This window comes from Cellulomonas sp. GTC20042 (genome assembly GCF_055389595.1).
Map to the genome: position 1 here is coordinate 2,732,957 of NZ_AP043678.1, position 19,533 is coordinate 2,752,489.

A 19,533-nucleotide genomic window follows, 5' to 3' on the forward strand; every position below is an offset into this window, starting at 1 on the left:
CGCTGCGCGCGACCGAGCAGGCGACCGCCGGGGCAGACGTCCGAGGGCGTCACCCCCCCTGCGGGGTGACGCCCTCGTGATCATGGGGCAGCCCTCGGGCCACCGGGTGGTGCGGGATCAGCTCTGCTGCTGCTCCGCGACAGCGCTCCACGCGTCCCACAGCACCGCCGGGACGGCCGGACGGAAGCCCGCCTCGCGCAGCGCCCGGTCGAACGCCTGGGCGGCACCGGTGACGTCGCCGTGACCGAGGAACCGGTCGCCGAGCTCGCGCCAGACGGCGGCCGACTGACGGGACGCCGACATCATGCCGAGCATGTCCGCAGCCCACCGGTAGGCCCGGGACGCCTGGTCCACGTGACCGCCGGCGTGCAGCGCGTCGCCGAGGGCGAGCTGTGCCGCCGAGCTCTCCAGCCGGGGCTGGTCGCCGAGCCGACCGAGCGCCGCGCGGGCGAACTCCTCGGCAGCGACCGGGTCGCCGAGCATGAGGTGGGCACGCGAGCGCTCCACGTCCAGGCGGGACATCTCGACCTCGGAACCGGTGACCGCGAGCTCGGGGGCCGCGCGGTCCAGCTGCTCCAGCGCCATCACCGGCTCGGCCGGGTCGCTGCGCAGCAGCAGCCACGCGTAGTTCAGGCGCAGGCGCGGGATGTCACGGCTGACCTCGCCCTCGCCGAGCAGCGCCAGCGCCCGCTCGGTGTACCGCTTGGCCAGCGGGTAGTCGTGCCGCTGCTCCGCGACCAGCGCGGCGTTCCAGTACACGGACCCGCGGCCGCGCGGGGTGCCCAGCGACTCCGCCTGGCGGATCAGCTCGGCGGCACGGTGGGTCGCGTAGAGCAGGTCGCCGCGCTCGACGTAGGCCCACAGCGTCGTGGACCCGAGGCGCAGGTGCTCGTCCGTGCCGGTCAGGCCGGCGTCCTCGAGCTCGATGATCTGGCGGTCGCCCACCTCGATCGCCCGGCCGAGGTCGCCGGACTCGACGTAGGAGGCGACGAGCGCGGTGGCGGCGGCGGCCGCGTCGAGGTGGTGGTGCTCGGTGCGCGCGTGGCGCAGCAGCGGCTCCAGCACGCCGACGGCCGACTCCAGGTCGCCGAGCATCTCGTGCGCCTGCGACAGCGCGAGCTGCGCCTCGACCCGGACCTGTCGCGTGACAGCCTCGAGGTCGAGTGCGAGGATGCGGTCGCGGGCCGACGTCGCCTCGCCCGACACCAGGTCGAGCCGCGCGTAGTCGAGCGCGAGCTTGGCGCGCGCCTCCGCGGGCCCCTCGTCGCCGTGCTTCAGGTACTCGACCGTCGAGCCCAGCCGCTCGGCCAGCACGCCGAGGGCGGCGTCCGTCGGCTCCCGTCGACCGGACTCGATCAACGAGATGTAGCTCGGCGAGAGCGCGTCACCAGCGAGGGCCGTCTGGGAGAGCCCAGCGGCCAACCGCGCCTGGCGGACGCGGTCAGCAATGGTCGTCATGGGTGTCACTGTACCTATGACGGTGCCTGACTGCGAGCACGTCACCCGTCCGGCACGTCCGCCCCCCTGACGCAGTCCCGGCTCACCCAGCGGCCCGAGGGCCAGCAGGGCGAGCCGGGAGGCGCCGAAGGCGTTCAGTTCACGATCCGGCAGCAGCCGGTGGCCCCGCTGTTGATCGTCACGCCCCCGAAGGCGTTGGCGACGCCGGAAGCACCGAGGGTGAGGGCCAGAGCCAGCGTGGCGGTCGCGGCCGCCTTCAGCGTCTTGCGCATGGGGGATCTCCTGTCACAGTGGATTGACTGGCTGTCATGACGAGCATGACGGACGCGGAGCGCTTCGCACCAGCCGTTCCGCGAACTTCCTGGATCTCCGCCCGATCGGGTGAATTTGTCCGGGTTCTGACCCGTCAAAACGGGACATCATGCCCAGGTCCGCGGATTCCACCCGTGTCATGTCGAGATGACTGTGGTGTCATACGTGACATGACCAGGGGACAGGGCGAGGTGGAACGACGGCTCGCGGCGGAGATCGACGCGTCGATCCCGGAGGACCTGCGCAGGGCGTGGGAGTGCCACGTCTCCCGCGAGCGCGCCGTCATCGGACGGCAGGGGATCTTCTCCCCGCGCCTGCACCCGTTCGGCTACGAGCTGGCGTTCCGCACCCCCGGGGCCACCGGGATCGACGCCGGCGCGTGGACCCCGTTGCAGCACGAGCGCGCGACCAGCGCCGTGCTCCGGGCGACCTTCGGCCGGGCCGACGTCGACGAGGTCGGGCACGGGCGCTGGCTGTTCGTCCGCTGCCCGCGGTCCTTCCTCACCGGGCAGCTGCCGCTCCCCCACCGCCCCGACCGGCTCGTGATCGAGGTCGCCGCCTCCACCCGCATCGACGCCGAGGTCGTCCAGGGAGTCCGACGGCTGCGCGAGCAGGGCTTCCGCGTCGCGATGGCCGGCTTCGTGTCCCGCCCCGACCAGCGCACGCTGCTCCCCCAGGCCGACTTCGTGAAGATCGACGCCCGCGACCTCGACCTCGAGGGAGAGCCGGTCGTCGAGCTCGCCCGATCGCACGGGGCGCTCCTCGTCGCCGAGTTCGTCGAGTCCTCGGTGGAGCTCAAGGCCGGACGCCAGCTCGGCTTCGACCTCTACCAGGGCAACCTGCTGGAGCGGTGCCTGCTGCTGGACCGCTCCTCCGCCCCGCTGCTCGGCCCGGACCACGACTCGATCGGCCGGCTGATCTGACACCCGGTGCGTCCGGGCTCCTCACCCGCGCGACAGGCGCCGCCGACTGACGGGCAGGCCGGCGACGGGGCACCCGGGGCCGCGCAACGGCTCTAGGCTGCGGGCCGTGCACCTGACGCTCGATCCACCGACGGCCGCCGAGTTCCAGCACCTCTACGACCAGACCAGCTGGGGCGACCATCCCGCCGCGACGTTCGAGGCGGCCCTCGCCGGGTCCTGGGTGGTCTGCACGGCACGCGACGACGAGGGTGCCGCCGTAGGGATCGGACGGCTGATCGGCGACGGCGCCCTGCACGCGTTCGTCACCGAGCTCATCGTGCTCGGCACGCTGCGTGGCCAGGGAATCGGCGCGAGCATCCTGACGCGGCTGGTCGCCGAGGCGCGTGCTCGTGGCGTGCAGGACGTCCAGCTGTTCGCCGCGCACGGGCGCACGGAGTTCTACCGGCGGCACGGCTTCGTCCCCCGCCCCGCCGACGCACCCGGGATGGGGCTGGCGTCCGACGGGTGAGCCTCCGGAGACGTCGCGACGCCCGAGGCAGTCGGACCCGCATGGTTCGACCGTGCTCGGTGGTGACGGCGCCCTGGTCGGGCGAGGACACGCTCGGCCGACCAGGCACGCCCGTCGAGGCGCGCGCGGCCACGACCACCCACATCCGGCTCGACGGGCCAGACGTCAGCGGCGGACGGCTCCGGCGATCCGCAGCACGGCGCGCTCGACGGCGAAGTGCGGGTCACGACCGGCGCCCTTGACCTCGGCGTCGGCCTGCGCGACGGCGGTGATCGCGTCGGCGAGTCCCTCCGGCGACCAGTGCAGGAGGTCCTTGCGCGCGCGGTCGAGCTGCCAGGGCGCCATGCCGAGCTCGCCGGCGGAGGACCCACGTCCACGCGCCGAGACCTTGGCCAAGGTCCGCAGACGGGCGGCGAGCGCGGCGACGACGGGCACAGGATCGAGACCGGTGGCGAAGGCGTGCCGCAGCAGCGCCACGGCCTCACCGGCGGAGCCCTCGACAGCCGCGTCGGCCACCCGGAACCCGGTCGCCTCGATCCGACCGCCGTAGTACTGCTCGACCACCTCGACGCCGATCACGCCGCTGGTGTCGGCGGCGAGCTGGGAGCAGGCGGCCGCGAGCTCGCGCAGGTCGGAGCCGACGGCGTCCACCAGGGCCCGGACGGCGCGCGCCTCCATCCGACGGTGCGCGCGGCGCATCTCCTGGGTGACGAACGCGGCCTTGTCGGCGTCCCGCTTGATCGCCTCGCAGGCGACCACCGGGTGCCCTGCAGCACGCACGGCGTCCAGCAGCCGCTTGCCGCGCTGACCCCCGCCGTGCCGCAGCAGCAGCGCGACGTCCGGCTGCGGCGCGGCGACGTAGGCGGTCGCCTCGAGGATCAGCTCGTCGGTGGCCTTCTCGACGTTCTCGACGACGACCAGGCGGTCCTCGGCGAACAGCGACGGACTGGTCGCCAGGGTCAGCTCACCGGTGCCGTAGGCGGAGCCGTCGAGCCGGGTGACCTCGATCTCGGGGCTCTGCTCGCGGGCCATCGCCACCAGGCGCTCGACGGCCCGCTCGGCGAGCAGGTCCTCCGGCCCGGTCATCAGGACGACGGGGGCGAGCGTGACCTCGTCCCACGCGACGCCCGGGGCCGAGGCAGCGCCGCGAGCACCCGATCGCGCAGGTCGGCGGGCCGGGGCGGGAGGAGGCGGGGGCACGCCCCTAGGGTGCCACGTCCCGCCGACAGCAGGAGCACGAGCACGGCCGCCGCGGCACCGGCGAGCAGCAGCACGCCCAGCGCTCCCCCGGCCCACGCGACCTGCGCGCCGGGCAGCGCCACGGCGACCCGGGCGACCGCCGCGATCCACCAGCAGGCGGCTCCGGCGAGCGCCGCGACCCACCCGGCGGGGACCGGACACAGCACGGACAGCAGGGCGGCGAGCAGTCCGAGCACGGTCGCGGGACCGACCGCCGGACCGACGACGACGTTGGCGAGCACGGCGTAGGTCGGCACGGCAGGTTGCAGCAGCAGCACCACGGGACCGCACACCGCCTGCGCCGCGCACGGCACCGCGAGGACCAGGGCGAGCGTGCGTCCCGTGCGCCGCTCCCATCGCGTCGCCAACGGCCCGGCAAGGGTCGTGATGCCGGCGGTGGCCACGACGGACAGCACGAACCCGAGATCACGGGCGAGCCACGGGTCCACCACCAGCAGCACCACGACCGCGCCCGCGAGCGCGGGCACCGAGCGCGCGGGCCGGCCTGCGACCAGCCCGACGAGCCCCACCGCGCCCATCACCGCGGCCCGCACGACGCTGGCTCCCGGCTGCACCAGGGCGACGAAGCCGACGAGCACCAGCGCGGTCGGCAGCCAGCGGTGCTGACGTGGCACCCGGCACCACCCGCACAGGCCGAGCACCAGGGCCCCCAGGATCGAGAAGTGCGCGCCGGACACCGCCGTCAGGTGCGCCAGGCCGGACCCCCGCATCGCCGGTTCGAGGTCCGACGTCCCGCGCACGTCGCCCACCGCGACCGCCGGCAGCAGCGCCCGCGCGTCACCGGGCAGGGAGGCGGAGACCGTCACGAGCCCGGCACGCAGCCGCTCGGCGCCGCTCAGCAGCGGCTGACGCACCGGCACGACGCGGGGTGGACCGTTCGCGCGGGCGCGGGCCACCGTGCGGCGAGAGCGGTCGGGCTGCGCGGAGAGCCGGACCTCGGCCTCGACCCGGTCGCCGTAGGCGAGCCCGGCCCAGGTGTCGGCAGGACCGATCACGTCGATCGCTCCGCCGGCGTCGCGCTCTCCGGCGGCGGGGTCGGCGTCGGCGGTCGTGGGGTCGTCGGGCGCGGGCGGGTGGGCCGCGTGGTCGTCGGGCGCGGTGCCGCCGGTCGCGTCGTCGGTCACGGTGCCATCGTTCGCGTCGTCGGTCACGGTGCCATCGTTCGCGCCGTCGGTCACGGTGCCGTCCGCTGCGGACGGGGAGGCCGCGGGGGTGACCGAGCGCAGCGCGAGGAGCACACGGACGCTGCCGCCGCTCTCGCCGGACGCGCCGAGCACCGGGCGGGGCGCCGAACGCACGACACCGACCACGCGCGCGGTCGCCCGTCCGGCCGCGAGGTCACGGACTCCCCCACGCTCGCGCTCGACCAGCTGTGCGGCGGTGGTCAGCGCCAGCACCGCCACGACGCCGCAGACGAGCACCGCCTGCGCGGCAGCACCCGTGCAGGACGCGGCGAGCGACGACACGGTCGACGGGCCTCGCGCCCACGCCGGCCGGTGGGTCCCGCGGGACCCGCGCGCATCTCGGGCCCCGTCCATGTGCGTGGATCCGAGTGGCGCCGCTGATCCCCGCACCCGCGCTGTCCGGTTCGCCTCACCGAACCTGTGCGGCACCGTCGGCCCGCGCGATGGCACCGTCGGGCCGCCTGACCGCACCGCGCAGAGCGCCCACAGCACGCCCGCGAGGCACGCCGCGCCGACGCCGAGCGTCACCGCTTGGCCGGGGCGCCAGGTGATCACCCACGCGGCGGCGAGCCAGACCGCGAGCGCGGTGGGCACGAGACGCACGTCGATCGGCTCGTCCATGTCAGACCCGCACCAGGTCGCGCAGCCGGTCCATCACGGCGGGGCCGATGCCGGAGACCTGCTGGAGGTCGTCCACCGAGGTGAACCGCCCGTGGTCGGTGCGCCAGCGCACGATCCGCTCGGCGAGCACCGGGCCGATCCCGGGCAGCGCGTCGAGATCGGCCTCGGTCGCACCGTTGAGATCGACGGTCCCGCCGCCCCCGCCGGCTGCACCCGCACCGCTCCCGGCGGTTCCGCCACCACCGACACCGGCAGGAGCCGCCAGGACCTCTCCGGGCAGCGGGACGTGCACCTGGGCACCGTCGGCGAGCACGGCGGCGAGGTTGAGCGCGGACAGGTCGGCCCCGGGCAGCGCCCCGCCCGCGGCGGTGACGGCGTCGGCCACCCGTGATCCCGCCGGCAGGGTCACGACGCCGGGCGCGCCGACCTGGCCGACGACGTGCACGACGACCCCGGGCGTCGCCGTGACAGACCCGGGATCGGCGATGCCGGCGTCGGACGTGCCGGCCCCGGTCCCGTCAGCTCCCCCGCTCCCGTCGGCGGTCACGGAGCCGGACGACGTCGACGCCCCGGCACGAGGCTCGGGCAGGTCGACGGTCGTGCCGGTCGGGGCGGCCGCCGCCGTGCGCAGCGCGACCGCGCCGCCGACGAGGGCCAGGGCGAGCAGCGCCCCGGCGACCGCGCGCGGCCCGACGCGCCAACGCAGCCAGAGCCGGGCGGGCGCGCGATCGACCCGCCGCGCCCGCCGACCCGTCGTGGGTGCGGGTTCGGGTGCGGGCGCCTCGTCTCCGTCGTACCAGCTCATGCCCGGGACGGTAGGCAGCCGCCCTCACGGGTGTCCGCCCGCGCGGGGTCGGTCTGGGGACGACGAACGCTCCGGGCGCCTGTGGACGGCTCGACGCCGCGTGATCCTGCGGATGCGCCGGATCGTCCGGCTCGACGGGATCCGCGACGAGGGCGTGATCGACGGGTCGGCGGCCCCGTCTGCCCCGCCGGGTCCCACTGCCGGACGGGTCGCCGCGGCCCGTCTGCGCCGCCGGGTCGAGCCGCCGCCCGCCGCTGGATCAGCGGTCGGTGACCATCACCGCGAGCGCCCCCGGTCCGACGTGCCCGCCGAGCACCGCGCCGACCTCCCGCACCAGCACGTCCTGCGGGTCCAGCCCGGTCGCCGCGCGCACCCGGTCGGCGATCTCCTGCGCAGCATCGAGCCACCCGAGGTGCTGCACCGCCACGCGCACACCAGCACCAGCGCCCGCGTCCCGCCGCGCGACCTCGGCGAGCACGAGCTCGACCAGCCGGTCCCGCGCAGCCCGTCGCGTGCGCACCCGCTCGGCCACCTCGATCTTGCCGTCCTTCAGCGTCAGCACGGGTCGCAGCCCGAGCACGGTGCCGAAGGCCGCTGCCGGTCCGCTGATCCGCCCGCCACGTCGCAGGTGCTCCAGGGAGTCGACCAGGAACCACGCGGAGGTGGAGCGTCCGACGCGCTCCGCGATGCCGGCGATCACGGCACCGTCCGGCACCCAGGCGTCCGCAGCCGGCCGGGCCGATCCGTCGGCACCACTGATCCGGCCCGAGCGCGCGCCACCACCCCACCGCGCGGTCCACCGCCCGAGAGGCCCGCTGACGGTCGGTTCGTCCGCACCTGCCGGAGACCCGACCCCCGCCGGCCGCGCCGCCACCGCCGCGGCCAGTGCCGCGAACCCCAGCCCCGCGCCCGCGCTGCGGGAGTCGACCACCCGCACCGGCAGCGGCGCGAGCTGCGCGGCGAGCCCTGCCGTGCGCACGGTGCCGGACAGCTCGCCGGACAGGTGCACGGAGACCACCTCGTCGGCGCCGTCGCGGGCGGCCTGCTCGTAGGCCTCGACGAAGGCGGCGGGGGCGGGCTGCGAAGTGGTGACGCGCCGTCCGGCGGAGAGCAGCGCGGCCAGCCCGTCGCCGTCGAGGTCGACGCCGTCGCGGTAGCGGGTGCCGTCGGCGGCGACGTCGAGCGGCACCACGACGATCCCGTGGCGCGCGGCGTCCTGCGGGGTCAGGCAGGCGGTGGAGTCGGTGACGACCACGACCCGACGCTCGGGCACCGGCACGAAGACACCGGCGCCCTCCCCTCGACCGAGCAGACGCGCGAGAGCCCCGGGGATCCTGCCCCCGGGGCCCGCGTCACGGCCGCTCGTCAGGCCGGCACCACGTTGACGAGCTTCGGCGCGCGCACGATCACGGTGCGCACGTCCCGGCCGTCGAGCGCGCGCTGCACGCCGGCGTCGGCCAGCGCGAGCTCGCGCAGGGCGTCCTCGGTCACGTCGGCACCGACCTCGGCGCGGCCGCGGACCTTGCCCTGCACCTGGAAGACGCAGGTGACGGTCTCCTGCACCAGGTGCTGCGGGTCGGCGACCGGGTAGGCCTCGTGCGCGAGCGAGCGCCCGTGCCCGAGCAGGCGCCACAGCTCCTCGGCGAGGTGCGGGGCGATCGGCGCGGTCATCAGCACCAGCGGCTCCACGGCGGCACGGGGCACGCCGTCCAGCGAGGTCAGGTGGTTGTTGAGCACGATCAGCTTGGCGATGGCGGTGTTGATCCGCATGTGCGCCATGTCCTCGGTGACGTCCGCGATCGTGCGGTGCAGCACGCGCAGGGTCTCGACGGACGGGGCGTCCTCGGTCACGGTGATCGCGCCGGTCTCCTCGGAGACGACGTTGCGCCACAGCCGCTGGAGGAAGCGCTGCGCACCGACGACGGCGCGGGTCTCCCACGGGCGGGACAGGTCCAGCGGGCCCATCGACATCTCGTAGACGCGCAGGGTGTCGGCGCCGTAGTCGGCGTACATCTGGTCCGGCGTGACGACGTTCTTCAGGGACTTGCCCATCTTGCCGTACTCGCGCTCGACCTCCTGGCCCTGCCAGGTGTAGCCGGTCGAGGAGGACTCGTCCTCGACCACCTCGTCCGCCGGCACGTGGGCGCCACGGGCGTCGGTGTACGCGTACGCCTGGATGTAGCCCTGGTTGAACAGCGTGTAGAACGGCTCGCGGCTCTTCACGTGGCCCAGGTCGTAGAGCATCTTGTGCCAGAACCGCGCGTACAGCAGGTGCAGCACGGCGTGCTCGACGCCGCCGACGTACAGGTCCACGCCGCCGACGCCGTGGGTGTCGGTCGGGTTGTGGCCCGGCCCCATCCAGTACTCCTCCAGCGCGGGGTCGACCACCTGGTCGGTGCCGTGCTGCGGGTCCAGGTAGTGCAGGTAGTACCAGCACGACCCCGCCCAGTTGGGCATGGTGTTGGTGTCGCGGCGGTACGTCTTGGGGCCCTCGCCCAGGTCCAGCGTGACCTCGACCCAGTCCGTGTTGCGGCCCAGCGGGGCCTCCGGCGAGGAGTCGGCGTCCTCCGGGTCGAAGGTGCGCGGCGCGTAGTCCGGCACGTCCGGCAGGTCGACCGGCAGCACGGACTCGGGCAGCGCGATCGGCAGGTCGTTCTCGTCGTAGACCACCGGGAACGGCTCGCCCCAGTAGCGCTGGCGGCTGAACAGCCAGTCGCGCAGGCGATAGGTGATGGTGCGCTCGCCGGCGCCCTCGGCCTCCAGCCAGTCGATCATCCGGGCCTTGGCCTCGGCGACGGTCAGCCCGTTGAGGTCCACCGTCTCGTTGGCGGAGTTCACGATCGCGCCGTCGCCGGTCCACGCCGCACCCTCGAAGCCCTCGGGGGTGGCGACGGTGTAGACGACCGGCAGCTCGAAGGCCTCGGCGAAGGCGAAGTCACGGGTGTCGCCGCCGGGGACCGCCATGATCGCGCCGGTGCCGTAGCCCATCAGCACGTAGTCCGCGACGAACACCGGCAGCGAGTCGCCGTTCACCGGGTTGAGCGCGTAGCCGCCGGTGAAGACGCCGGTCTTGCGGCCCGCGTCGGCCTGCCGCTCGACGGCGGTCTTGGCGGCGGCCTCGGCGCGGTACGCCGCGACGGCCTCGGCCGGGGTGGCCGCACCGCCGCGCCACACCTCGGGCACGTCCTCGCCCCAGGTGCCGTCGCCGCCGGCCAGGATCGCGTCCACCAGCGGGTGCTCCGGCGCCAGCACCACGTAGGTGGCGCCGAACAGCGTGTCGGGGCGGGTGGTGAAGACGGTCAGCGCGTCGTCGGCGTCGGTGACCTCGAAGTGCACGTGGGCGCCCTCGGACCGGCCGATCCAGTTCCGCTGCATGGCGGTGACCTTCTCGGGCCAGTCGATCAGGTCCAGGTCGTCGGCCAGCCGGTCGGCGTAGGCGGTGATCCGCATGTTCCACTGGCGCAGCGTGCGCTGGAACACCGGGAAGTTGCCGCGCTCGGAGCGGCCGTCGGAGGTGACCTCCTCGTTCGCCAGCACCGTGCCCAGGCCCGGGCACCAGTTGACCGGGGTCTCCGAGACGTAGGCCAGACGCTGCGAGTCGATCACCCGGCGGCGCGCGACCGCGTCCAGGTCGGCCCAGGCGACGCCCTCGGGCACGCCGTCGACGGCCGGGACCTCACGGGTGCCCGCGGCGTAGGCGGCCTCCAGGTCGGCCACCGGGCGGGCGGCGCCGCGGCCGCCGTCCGGGCGCACCGCGTCCTCGTCGTACCAGGAGTTGAAGATCTGCAGGAAGATCCACTGCGTCCACCGCACGTAGTCCGGGTCGATCGTGGCGAAGGACCGACGCGGGTCGTGGGCCACGCCGAGCCGGCGCAGCTGGCGCGCCATGATCTCGATGTTGGCCTCGGTGGTGGTGCGCGGGTGCTGGCCGGTCTGCACGGCGTACTGCTCGGCGGGCAGGCCGAAGGCGTCGTAGCCCAGCGCGTGCAGCACGTTGTCGCCCTGCATCCGGCGGTAGCGCGCGACCACGTCGGTGGCGATGTAGCCCAGCGGGTGACCGATGTGCAGACCCGCGCCCGAGGGGTACGGGAACATGTCCATCACGAAGAACGGCTTCGCGCCGGGCTTCGCGGTGGCACCGTCGCCGTCGGTCAGCGCACCGGTCGGGTTGGCGGCGAAGAACGTGCCGCGCTCCACCCACTCGTCCTGCCAGCGCTGCTCGAGCTCGCTCGCGAGCGCCGCCGTGTACCGGAAGGGCACGTCCGCGTTCACGGGCTCGACGGGTTCGGGGCGGGAGGCAGGGGCAGGGGAAGTCACCCCGGGAGTCTATCGACGCGCGAGGCGCCTCACGGACGCCGGGTCAGGGCGTGGACGCCACCGCCGCCGGCACCGCACGACGCCGGTCCACCAGCACCGTCCCCGCCACGACCAGCAGCCCGACCGCGGTCATCGCCGCGCCGACCCACGCCGGGGCCAGGTAGCCGGCGCCGGAGGCGATCACCAGGCCGCCGGACCACGCCCCGGCCGCGTTGCCGGCGTTGAGCGCGGAGTGGCACAGCGCGGCGCCGAGCGACGGGGCCGTCGGCGACAGGTCCATCAGGTACGACTGGAGCGCGAGCCCGAGGATCTGCGAGGTGACGCCGAGCCCGACGATCGCGAGCACCGCCGGCACCAGCCACTGCCCGACCAGCGCGATCACCACCAGCACCACGATCGTGCTGGCGAAGCCGAGCAGCACCGTGCGGATCACCGAGCGGTCCGCCAGCCGCCCGCCGAGCAGCGTGCCGATCGTCATGCCGACGCCGAACAGCGCGAGCACGATCGGGACCGTCGCCTCGGCCATGCCGGTGACCTCGGTGAGCAGCGGGGACACGTAGGAGTAGACGGCGAACATGCCGCCGAAGCCGATCGACCCGGCGACGCACGCCAGCCAGAGCCGGCCGTTGCGCAGGGCGCTGATCTCGGAGCGCACGCTGGCGCCGTCCCGCACCGGCAGCGACGGCAGCCACGCCCACAGCGCGAGCATGGTCAGCACGCCCATCGCGCCGACGGCGACGAAGGCCGCCCGCCAGCCGAGCTCCTGGCCCAGCACGGTCGACAGCGGCACGCCGATGATGTTGGCGATCGTCAGGCCGGCCATCATCGTGGCCACGGCCTGCCCGCGCCGCCCCGGGCCCGCCACGTGCGCACCCATCACCGCGCCGACGCCGAAGAACGCCCCGTGGGGCAGGCCGGCGACGAAGCGCGCCGCCACCAGCCAGCCCGCGCTGGGCGCGAAGGCCGACAGCAGGTTGCCGACTGCGAACGCGATGATCAGCCCGAGCAGCAGCCGGCGCCGGTCCAGCCGTGCCGCGATCGTGGTGAGCAGCGGCGCGCCGACGACCACGCCGAGGGCGTAGCCGGTGATCGCGTGCCCGGCGTCCGGGATCGACACGTCCAGGTCGCCGGAGATCAGCGGCAGCAGGCCCATGGTGGCGAACTCGGCGGTGCCGATGCTGAACCCGCCCATGGCCAGCGCGAGCAGCGGCAGGCGTGCGCCGCGGCGCACGGGGTTCGGGTCCAGGACCTCGCGATCGGTGCTGCTCACTGCTGTCTCTCCCGGGGGCCGTGGTGCTGACGTCCGCCACGGGGTCGGCCTCGGCGCGGGTGCGCGGGCCGACGGGTGCGGCGGCACCGGTCTCAGCGTCGGCGCAGCTCCGGTGGAGTCAGCCTACCGGTCGGTCGGTAGCGCACCCCGGTCGCGGCACGTGGCGGTGCTCACGCGGGGATCAGGCGGCGGGAGCGTCCAGCAGCACCCAGATCGCCCGGGCGGCCAGCTCCCCGAGCTCCACCGGGCGCGGGTCGCCGGCACCGTCCGGCGCGGTCACGTCCACCGCGATCATCCCGGCGAAGTCGCGTCGCTCGACCACGGTGACCCGCGCGTCCAGCACCACGCCCACCGAGGCGAGGTAGCGCAGCAGCCCGGGGTCGGAGTCGGAGATCCGCGCCACCGTGCCCGAGCCGGCGTGCAGGTCCCACAGCATGTCGGCGGGCGGGGTCGGCACCGTGCCGTCCGGCGCCGGGATCGGGTCGCCGTGCGGGTCGCGGGTCGGGTGGCCCAGGCGGGCGTCGATCCGCTCGACCATCAGGTCCGACACCGCGTGCTCCAGCACCTCGGCCTCGTCGTGCACCTCGTCCCAGCCGTAGCCGAGCTCGCTGACCAGGAACGTCTCGATCAGCCGGTGCCGGCGCACCACCTGCACCGCGTGGCGGGCGCCCTCGTCGGTCAGCGCGATGGCCGCGTAGGGGGCGTGGGTCACCAGCCCCTGGTCGCTCAGCCGGCGGACCGTCTCGGACACCGTGGAGGCGCCGACACCCAGCCGGTCGGCGAGCATCTTGGTGGTGACGGGCGCGGTGGACCACTCGCGCGCCGACCAGATCACCTTGAGGTAGTCCTGGGCGACGGACGTCAGGGCGGGGGTGTCGGGCTGGCTCACGACGCCCAAGCGTAGAGGGCCCGACCGGCGGGGAGCCCGGGCGACCCCTACCGTGGCCGGGTGCGACGTCGCTACCGGTTCGTCACCGTCTGGCACCTGCCGGCCGGGCGGGAGGCCGTGTGGGCGGTGCTGGCCGACCCCGCGATGTCCTGGCCGCGCTGGTGGCCGGGGCTGGACGCGACCTCCGTGCAGCCGGTGGACGACCGCGCGGGCGGACCGGTCGGCAGCCGCGCCGCCCTGGTGCTGCGGCCCGCGCGGTGGGCGTACGCGCTGCGGTTCACCCTGGAGATCACCGCCGCGGACGCCCCGCGCGCCGCCACGCTGGCGGTCGGCGGCGACCTGGTGGGCACCGGGCGGGTGCGGCTGGTCGGCGCCGGCGAGGGCTGCACCGTGATCCTCGACTGGGAGGTCGCGACCACCCGCCGGTGGATGAACGCCACCGCCCCGCTGCTCGCCCCGGTGTTCGCCGCCGCCCACGCGCGCGCCCTGCGGGCCGGTGAGCGCGGGCTGGCCGCCGACCTCGCCGCGCAGGCCGCCGGACCGCAGCACCCCGAGGATCGCTGACCAGCGCGGTCGCGCTGTGGTAGGAAACCGGGAGGACCACCAGGCGCACCCGCGACGTGACGGCGAGGACCCCAGATGGACGCCCAGCAGACCCCACCGGTCAGCACGCCCGGGGAGGCCACCCCCGCACCCGCGCCCGATCCCGCCGCGACCCCGGCGCCGACCGGTGACCGCGTGCTCGGCGTGGTCGTGCGGGTGCTGTCCCCGGTCGCCCGCTGGTTCGCCGACCGCGACCTGTCCGGGCCCGGCCTGCTCGGCGCCCTGATCGGCCTCGCCGCCGCGATGACCCCCTCGCTGCTCCCCCGCCCGACGCTCTACCTCGGCTTCATCGCGGGCGTCGGCGCGGCGGTCGGCTACGCGGTCGGCGTGCTGATCGCCTGGGTGCTGCGGCGCACCGGCGTGCCCCGTCCGCCGCTCGCCTTCCGCCGGATCGCCTGGCGGGTGCTGTCCGTCGCCGGGCCGGTGCTCGCCGTGGTGGTGATCGCGGTCGGCTGCTCCTGGCAGGACGACGTGCGGGTGCTGGTCGGCGAGCCGCGCCGCACCTCCTCCGCGTTCCTGGTCGGCGCGATCGCCCTGCTGGTCTTCCTCGCGCTGGTCAGCCTGTCGCGGGTGCTGCTGCGGCTGTCCCGCCGGGTCGCCCGCCTGCTCGGCCGGTGGATCCCGAAGCCCGCCGCCTCGCTCGCCGGGGTCGTCGTGGTCACCCTGCTCGTGTACTGGCTGGCCGCCGGGGTGCTGTTCCGGGTGGTGGTCGACGTCGCCGACTCCGTCTACTCCGGCACGAACGCCGGCACCGAGGAGGGGGTCGAGCCGGTCACCTCCGACCTGCGCTCCGGATCCCCCGACTCGGCGGTGACCTGGGACAGCCTCGGCCGGCAGGGCCGGTCCTTCGTCGCCGGCGGGCCCTCGGTCTCCGAGATCGCCGACGCCACCGGGCTGGACGCCGTCGAGCCGATCCGCGTCTACGCCGGCCTCGACTCCGCCGACACCGCCGCCGAGCGCGCCGCGCTGGTCGTGGACGAGCTCGAGCGCACCGGGGCTTTCGACCGCTCCGTGCTCGTCGTCGCGGGCGCCACCGGCACCGGCTGGACCGAGCCGCAGCAGATGGCCGCCGTCGAGTACCTGTGGGGCGGCGACACCGCCATCGCCACCATCCAGTACTCGTTCCTGCCGAGCTGGCTGTCGTTCCTGGTCGACGCCGACCGTGCCACCGACGCCGGGCGCGAGCTGTTCGACGCCGTGCACGCCCGCTGGTCCGAGCTGCCCGAGGACGACCGGCCGATGCTGATCTCCTACGGCCTGTCCCTCGGCTCCTTCGCCGCGCAGGCGCCCTTCGGGTCCGAGGGCGACCTGGTCAACCGCGTCGACGGCGCCCTCTACGTCGGCACGCCCAACTTCACGCCGCTGTGGACCACGATCTCCGCCGGCCGCGACGCCGGCAGCCCGCAGTGGCGGCCCATCATCGACGAGGGCAACACCGTCCGCTTCGGCTCCCAGCCCTCCGACCTCGTCGCGCTGCCCGCCACCTGGGACAGCCCGCGCGTCGTCTACCTCCAGCACGCCTCCGACCCCGTCGTCTGGTGGAGCTGGGACCTGCTCACCCGCGAACCCGACTGGCTGGCCGAGGAGCGCGGCCCCGACGTCTCCGACCGCGTCCACTGGTTCCCGGTGATCACGTTCCTCCAGGTCACCGTCGACCAGTTCTTCGGCGTCAGCGTCCCCGACGGGCACGGGCACAACTACGCCTCGCAGGTGGTCGGCGCGTGGGCCGACGTGACGCAGCCGCCGGGGTGGGACGAGGAGTCGCTGGGCGACCTCCAGGACCTGATCGACCAGACGCTGACGCTGCCGACGGTGCCGGGGCAGGGCGTGGGGTGAGACCGGTCGTGCGCGTGGACGTTTCGCTTATGCGCACGATATCTTCGGCTATATGAAAACGTCCGCGCCCGCGCTGGTGCCGTTCCTCCGCTCGGAGGCGCAGGCCCGCCTGCTCGCCGCGGTCCTGCTGGAGCCGGGCCGCGAGGTCAGCCTCACCGACCTCGCCGCACTGATGGACGTCACGCCGTCCAGCGCCCACCGCGAGGTGGAACGGCTGCTCGCCGCCGGCATCCTGCTGGAACGACGGGTGGGCCGCACCCGCCTGCTCAGCGCCGACGCGACCTACCGTTACGCGGGCCCGCTCGCTTCGATCCTCGCCAGCGCCTACGGACCGGCCGGCATCATCCGGGACGAGCTGACCAGCCTGCCCGGCATCGTCGAGGCCGCGATCTTCGGCTCCTACGCCGCACGCTGGTCCGGCCGCCCCGGTGCCGACCCGCAGGACATCGACGTCATCGTCGTCGGCGCGCCGCCCGGCCGCGACCTGCGCCGCGCCGCCGCCCGTATGGAGGACGCGCTGGGGCGGCCGGTGCAGATCATCACCGTGACCCCCGAGGAGTGGGCGACCGGCGAGTCGGGCTTCCTGCGTGACGTGCGGTCCAAGCCGCTGATCCCGATCGGCCTCGTCGTGCGCGAGAACGACGAGGGGGCGTGACCGACCGGCCACGCCCCCTCGTCACGCGCGTCGATCAGCCCTGCGCGTCGCGCCAGGCCACCCACTGCTCCACGAGCGACAGGTCGTAGTCCGGCCCGCCGACACCCACGGTGAACAGCGTCACGCCCGCGTCGACCAGCGGCGCGGCCACCTCGGCCGGCGGCGCGGAGACGCCCACGCTGCGCTCGATCAGCGACGCGGTGTCCCGGCCCACGGCCTCGCCGTGCTCGTCCAGGATCGCGCTCTTGCGGGTCAGCGTGTCCAGGTCGCCGAAGGAGTGCCACACGTCGGCGTGCTCGGCGACGACGCGCAGCGTCTTCCGCTCGCCACCGCCGCCGATCAGGATCGGGATGTCACGGGTCGGCGCCGGGTTGCCGGCGGCCAGACGCGCCTTGATCCGCGGCAGCGCGGAGGCCAGCTCGGCGATCCGGGTGCCGGGGGTGCCGAACTCGTAGCCGAACTGGTCGTAGTCCTTCTCGAACCAGCCGGCACCGATGCCGAGGATCAGCCGGCCGCCGCTGATGTGGTCGACGGTGCGGGCCATGTCGGCCAGCAGCTCGGGGTTGCGGTACGAGTTGCAGGTGACCAGGGCGCCGATCTGCACGCGGCTGGTCTGCTCCGCCCAGGCGCCGAGCATGGTCCAGCACTCGAAGTGCTTGCCGTCGGGGTCGCCGTAGAGCGGGAAGAAGTGGTCCCAGTTGAAGATCACGTCCACGCCGAGGTCCTCGGCACGACGCACGGCGTCGCGGATCTGGGCGTAGTCGGCGTGCTGGGGCTGGATCTGGACTCCGATGCGGAGGGCTCGCGTCATGGGCACACGGTACGTCCGCGCAGGCGGGCGCACCGCACGGCGACCACCGCCGCCCTTCACGCCATCCCGAGCGCCGCCCGCGCCTCGGACACCAGCAGGTACATCCGCGTACTCTCCCCCACCGTCCGGAACCCGTACCGGGCGTAGAACCCGCCGGCCGCGTCGTCGACCGGGTCCACGACGATGACCCGCCCGGCGATCCGCTCGGCGGCGGCGCAGACCGTCTCCAGTGCGTCGAGCAGCAGCTGCTCACCGAGCCCGCGTCCGTGCAGGATCTTGGCGAGGGCGAGCTTGGCGATCATGAAGCCAGGCACGACGGTGACGCCCGAGGAGTACCGGCGGGTGACGTCCTCGCGCTGGATCGAGGTGACGCACAGCGCGTAGTACCCGACGACGGCGTCGGTCTCGGCGTCGTGCCAGAGGGTCGTGCGGGCGAGGCCGTGCCGCTGGGCCTGGCGGGCGTGGCGTCGCAGCCACTCGTCCAGTGCGGGTACACCGGAGTCGAAGGATTCGAGGTCGCCGTCCTCGCCGAGGGGCGCGGACCGGTAGGCGGCAGCCGTCATGGGCGCGGGTCGCGGGTGTAGGCACGCGGCTTGCGGGCGGCCTCGGCGAGACGCGTCAGGTCGCGGGGTGCGGCGTCGAGAGCGGCGATCATCGCGTCGAACTGCTCCGCGGGCATGAGCGTCAGGTCGCTACGGGCGAGCACGCGGGCGGCCTCGTCGCGGGCGGAGCGGGAGACGAACGCGGACACGCTCTCGTGCGTGAGGCCGGCAGCCTTGGCGATCAGGCGCTCGGTCTCCTGGTCCACCCGCTGCTCCATGCGGCGGGACTTCACCGGTCGATCGGCAGTCATGCGATCAGTGTACGGCGTTTGTCCGTACAGCGATGGGGATGACCGCACCGCATTACGCTGACGCGGTCCCCTCGCACGTCTCCCCCGGAGGTCCCGATGTCCGCCGCCGAGCAGTTCGCCCCCGTCCCGCTGCGCTGGGTGGGTCCGCTGCGGATCAGCGGGAACGTGATGACCGGCGAGACCGAGGTGCCGCTGGCGACGTACGAGTCGCCGCTGTGGCCGAGCGTGCGCCGGGGGGCCCGGATCTCCACGATGGTCGAGGGCGGGATCCTCGCGACGCTGGTGGACGAGCGGATGTCGCGCTCGGTGCTGTTCGAGGCGGACGACGCCGGGGTGGCGCTGGCGGCGATCCAGTACCTGACGGCGCACCGGGCGGACCTGGAGCAGGTCGTCTCGACCTCCAGCCGGTTCGCGCGGCTGATCGACGTGCATCACCAGATCGCCGGGAACCTGCTGTTCGTGCGGTTCGAGCTGACCACCGGCGACGCGTCGGGGCACAACATGGTGACCCACGCCTCCGAGCGGCTGATGGACCACGTGCTCGGGCAGGTGCCGGGGCTGCGCTACGGGTCGATCTCGGGCAACTTCTGCTCGGACAAGAAGGCGACGGCGGTCAACGGGATCCTGGGCCGCGGCAAGAACGTGGTGACCGAGATCGTGATCCCGCGGCGGATCGTGGAGCGCTTCCTGCACACCACCCCCGAGGCGGTGGTGCAGCTGAACATCCGCAAGAACCTGATCGGGACGATGCTCGCGGGCGGGCTGCGCTCGGCGAACGCGCACTACGCGAACATGCTGCTGGGCTTCTTCCTGGCCACGGGGCAGGACGCCGCGAACATCGTGGAGGGCTCGCAGGGGATCACGCACGCGGAGGTGCGCGGCGAGGACCTGTACTTCTCCTGCACGCTGCCGAACCTGATCGTCGGATCGGTGGGCAACGGCAAGGGCCTGGACTTCGTCGAGGAGAACCTGACCCGGCTGGGCTGCCGCGAGGACCGCGAGCCGGGGGCCAATGCACGCCGGCTGGCGGTGCTCTGCGCGGCGACGGTGCTGTGCGGGGAGCTGTCGCTGATGGCGGCGCAGACCAACCCGGGCGAGCTGATGGCCGCGCACCTGCGCCTGGAGCGTGGCGCCTCGGCCTGAGGGTCACACCGGGTGTGACGTGCGGTTTCATCACCGGAAACCGCTCACCCGGGCGAAACATCCGACGATTCCTTGCAGGACACCC

At 74.4% G+C, this 19,533-nt stretch carries 18 protein-coding genes; 6 read left to right on the top strand and 12 right to left on the bottom strand.

Annotation, left to right across the window (positions count from 1 at the left end; all coding sequences use genetic code 11):
* Positions 1–117: 117 nt before the first annotated feature.
* Positions 118–1,458, bottom strand: a complete 1,341-nt coding sequence (locus tag ACZ5HG_RS12665) for a helix-turn-helix domain-containing protein (protein WP_464176781.1) — start codon at positions 1,456–1,458, stop codon at positions 118–120.
* Between the two features lie 134 nt (positions 1,459–1,592).
* On the bottom strand, positions 1,593–1,730 hold the full coding sequence (locus ACZ5HG_RS12670; protein ID WP_464176783.1) for a hypothetical protein: 138 nt from the start codon (positions 1,728–1,730) through the stop codon (positions 1,593–1,595).
* Positions 1,731–1,940: 210 nt separating this feature from the next.
* On the opposite strand from ACZ5HG_RS12670, the gene ACZ5HG_RS12675 reads away from it, so the two are divergent.
* Together ACZ5HG_RS12675 and ACZ5HG_RS12680 are read left to right on the top strand one after the other, a co-directional pair.
* Positions 1,941–2,693 (top strand): EAL domain-containing protein, encoded by a 753-nt coding sequence (locus ACZ5HG_RS12675; RefSeq protein WP_464176785.1) that lies wholly within the window; start codon positions 1,941–1,943, stop codon positions 2,691–2,693.
* Between the two features lie 106 nt (positions 2,694–2,799).
* A complete protein-coding gene (locus ACZ5HG_RS12680; protein WP_464176787.1) occupies positions 2,800–3,201 on the top strand; it encodes a GNAT family N-acetyltransferase in 402 nt (133 codons plus the stop codon).
* A 165-nt stretch (positions 3,202–3,366) separates the two neighbouring features.
* Here the strand turns inward: ACZ5HG_RS12680 and holA are convergent, their stop codons facing one another.
* From holA to ACZ5HG_RS12715, 7 genes are all read right to left on the bottom strand, one after another.
* Positions 3,367–4,287: a DNA polymerase III subunit delta gene (holA, locus tag ACZ5HG_RS12685; protein WP_464176789.1), complete on the bottom strand. Its 921-nt coding sequence runs from the start codon at positions 4,285–4,287 to the stop codon at positions 3,367–3,369.
* Positions 4,287–5,927, bottom strand: a complete 1,641-nt coding sequence (locus tag ACZ5HG_RS12690; protein WP_464176791.1) for a ComEC/Rec2 family competence protein — start codon at positions 5,925–5,927, stop codon at positions 4,287–4,289. The genes holA and ACZ5HG_RS12690 overlap by 1 nt, the downstream gene beginning before the upstream one ends.
* A 340-nt stretch (positions 5,928–6,267) precedes the next feature.
* Positions 6,268–7,071 carry a ComEA family DNA-binding protein gene (locus ACZ5HG_RS12695; RefSeq protein ID WP_464176793.1) on the bottom strand — a complete coding sequence of 268 codons (804 nt, stop codon included), beginning with the start codon at positions 7,069–7,071 and terminating at the stop codon, positions 6,268–6,270.
* A 259-nt stretch (positions 7,072–7,330) separates the two neighbouring features.
* On the bottom strand, positions 7,331–8,344 hold the full coding sequence (locus tag ACZ5HG_RS12700) for a DegV family protein (RefSeq protein WP_464176795.1): 1,014 nt from the start codon (positions 8,342–8,344) through the stop codon (positions 7,331–7,333).
* A gap of 92 nt (positions 8,345–8,436) precedes the next feature.
* Complete coding sequence (gene leuS, locus ACZ5HG_RS12705; protein ID WP_464176797.1) at positions 8,437–11,388, bottom strand: leucine--tRNA ligase; 2,952 nt, start codon at positions 11,386–11,388, stop codon at positions 8,437–8,439.
* Between the two features lie 43 nt (positions 11,389–11,431).
* On the bottom strand, positions 11,432–12,658 hold the full coding sequence (locus ACZ5HG_RS12710; RefSeq protein WP_464176799.1) for an MFS transporter: 1,227 nt from the start codon (positions 12,656–12,658) through the stop codon (positions 11,432–11,434).
* Between the two features lie 181 nt (positions 12,659–12,839).
* On the bottom strand, positions 12,840–13,547 hold the full coding sequence (locus ACZ5HG_RS12715; RefSeq protein WP_464176800.1) for a metal-dependent transcriptional regulator: 708 nt from the start codon (positions 13,545–13,547) through the stop codon (positions 12,840–12,842).
* A 60-nt stretch (positions 13,548–13,607) separates the two neighbouring features.
* On the opposite strand from ACZ5HG_RS12715, the gene ACZ5HG_RS12720 reads away from it, so the two are divergent.
* The 3 genes from ACZ5HG_RS12720 to ACZ5HG_RS12730 all read left to right on the top strand — a co-directional run bounded on the left by ACZ5HG_RS12720 (position 13,608) and on the right by ACZ5HG_RS12730 (position 16,641).
* Positions 13,608–14,111 carry an SRPBCC family protein gene (locus ACZ5HG_RS12720; RefSeq protein ID WP_464176802.1) on the top strand — a complete coding sequence of 168 codons (504 nt, stop codon included), beginning with the start codon at positions 13,608–13,610 and terminating at the stop codon, positions 14,109–14,111.
* Positions 14,112–14,186: 75 nt separating this feature from the next.
* Positions 14,187–15,986 (top strand): alpha/beta hydrolase, encoded by a 1,800-nt coding sequence (locus tag ACZ5HG_RS12725; protein ID WP_464176804.1) that lies wholly within the window; start codon positions 14,187–14,189, stop codon positions 15,984–15,986.
* 52 nt (positions 15,987–16,038) lie between these two features.
* Positions 16,039–16,641 carry a nucleotidyltransferase domain-containing protein gene (locus tag ACZ5HG_RS12730; RefSeq protein WP_464176806.1) on the top strand — a complete coding sequence of 201 codons (603 nt, stop codon included), beginning with the start codon at positions 16,039–16,041 and terminating at the stop codon, positions 16,639–16,641.
* A 34-nt stretch (positions 16,642–16,675) separates the two neighbouring features.
* On the opposite strand, the gene ACZ5HG_RS12735 is transcribed toward ACZ5HG_RS12730, so the two are convergent.
* Genes ACZ5HG_RS12735 through ACZ5HG_RS12745 form a run of 3 tightly spaced genes read right to left on the bottom strand, consistent with a single transcriptional unit; the run spans position 16,676 to position 18,305 of the window.
* Positions 16,676–17,452, bottom strand: a complete 777-nt coding sequence (locus ACZ5HG_RS12735; RefSeq protein WP_464176808.1) for an LLM class F420-dependent oxidoreductase — start codon at positions 17,450–17,452, stop codon at positions 16,676–16,678.
* Between the two features lie 56 nt (positions 17,453–17,508).
* Positions 17,509–18,015, bottom strand: a complete 507-nt coding sequence (locus ACZ5HG_RS12740) for a GNAT family N-acetyltransferase (RefSeq protein WP_464176811.1) — start codon at positions 18,013–18,015, stop codon at positions 17,509–17,511.
* Complete coding sequence (locus ACZ5HG_RS12745; protein WP_464176813.1) at positions 18,012–18,305, bottom strand: type II toxin-antitoxin system TacA family antitoxin; 294 nt, start codon at positions 18,303–18,305, stop codon at positions 18,012–18,014. The genes ACZ5HG_RS12740 and ACZ5HG_RS12745 overlap by 4 nt, the downstream gene beginning before the upstream one ends.
* A gap of 96 nt (positions 18,306–18,401) precedes the next feature.
* Here ACZ5HG_RS12745 and ACZ5HG_RS12750 point away from each other — a divergent pair, with 96 nt between their 5' ends.
* The gene (locus ACZ5HG_RS12750; RefSeq protein WP_464176815.1) at positions 18,402–19,448 is read left to right on the top strand and encodes a hydroxymethylglutaryl-CoA reductase; all 1,047 of its coding nucleotides are present in this window, start codon (positions 18,402–18,404) and stop codon (positions 19,446–19,448) included.
* Positions 19,449–19,533 lie beyond the last annotated feature (85 nt).

Bases quoted from the DNA above. Each gene is read 5' to 3' on its own strand.
- holA (WP_464176789.1), bottom strand. From the start codon at position 4,287: ATGACCGGGCCGGAGGACCTGCTCGCCGAGCGGGCCGTCGAGCGCCTG.
- ACZ5HG_RS12740 (WP_464176811.1), bottom strand. From the start codon at position 18,015: ATGACGGCTGCCGCCTACCGGTCCGCGCCCCTCGGCGAGGACGGCGAC.
- ACZ5HG_RS12665 (WP_464176781.1), bottom strand. From the start codon at position 1,458: ATGACGACCATTGCTGACCGCGTCCGCCAGGCGCGGTTGGCCGCTGGG.
- ACZ5HG_RS12735 (WP_464176808.1), bottom strand. From the start codon at position 17,452: ATGACGCGAGCCCTCCGCATCGGAGTCCAGATCCAGCCCCAGCACGCC.
- ACZ5HG_RS12670 (WP_464176783.1), bottom strand. From the start codon at position 1,730: ATGCGCAAGACGCTGAAGGCGGCCGCGACCGCCACGCTGGCTCTGGCC.
- ACZ5HG_RS12730 (WP_464176806.1), top strand. From the start codon at position 16,039: ATGAAAACGTCCGCGCCCGCGCTGGTGCCGTTCCTCCGCTCGGAGGCG.
- ACZ5HG_RS12725 (WP_464176804.1), top strand. From the start codon at position 14,187: ATGGACGCCCAGCAGACCCCACCGGTCAGCACGCCCGGGGAGGCCACC.
- ACZ5HG_RS12750 (WP_464176815.1), top strand. From the start codon at position 18,402: ATGTCCGCCGCCGAGCAGTTCGCCCCCGTCCCGCTGCGCTGGGTGGGT.
- ACZ5HG_RS12695 (WP_464176793.1), bottom strand. From the start codon at position 7,071: ATGAGCTGGTACGACGGAGACGAGGCGCCCGCACCCGAACCCGCACCC.
- ACZ5HG_RS12745 (WP_464176813.1), bottom strand. From the start codon at position 18,305: ATGACTGCCGATCGACCGGTGAAGTCCCGCCGCATGGAGCAGCGGGTG.
- ACZ5HG_RS12675 (WP_464176785.1), top strand. From the start codon at position 1,941: ATGACCAGGGGACAGGGCGAGGTGGAACGACGGCTCGCGGCGGAGATC.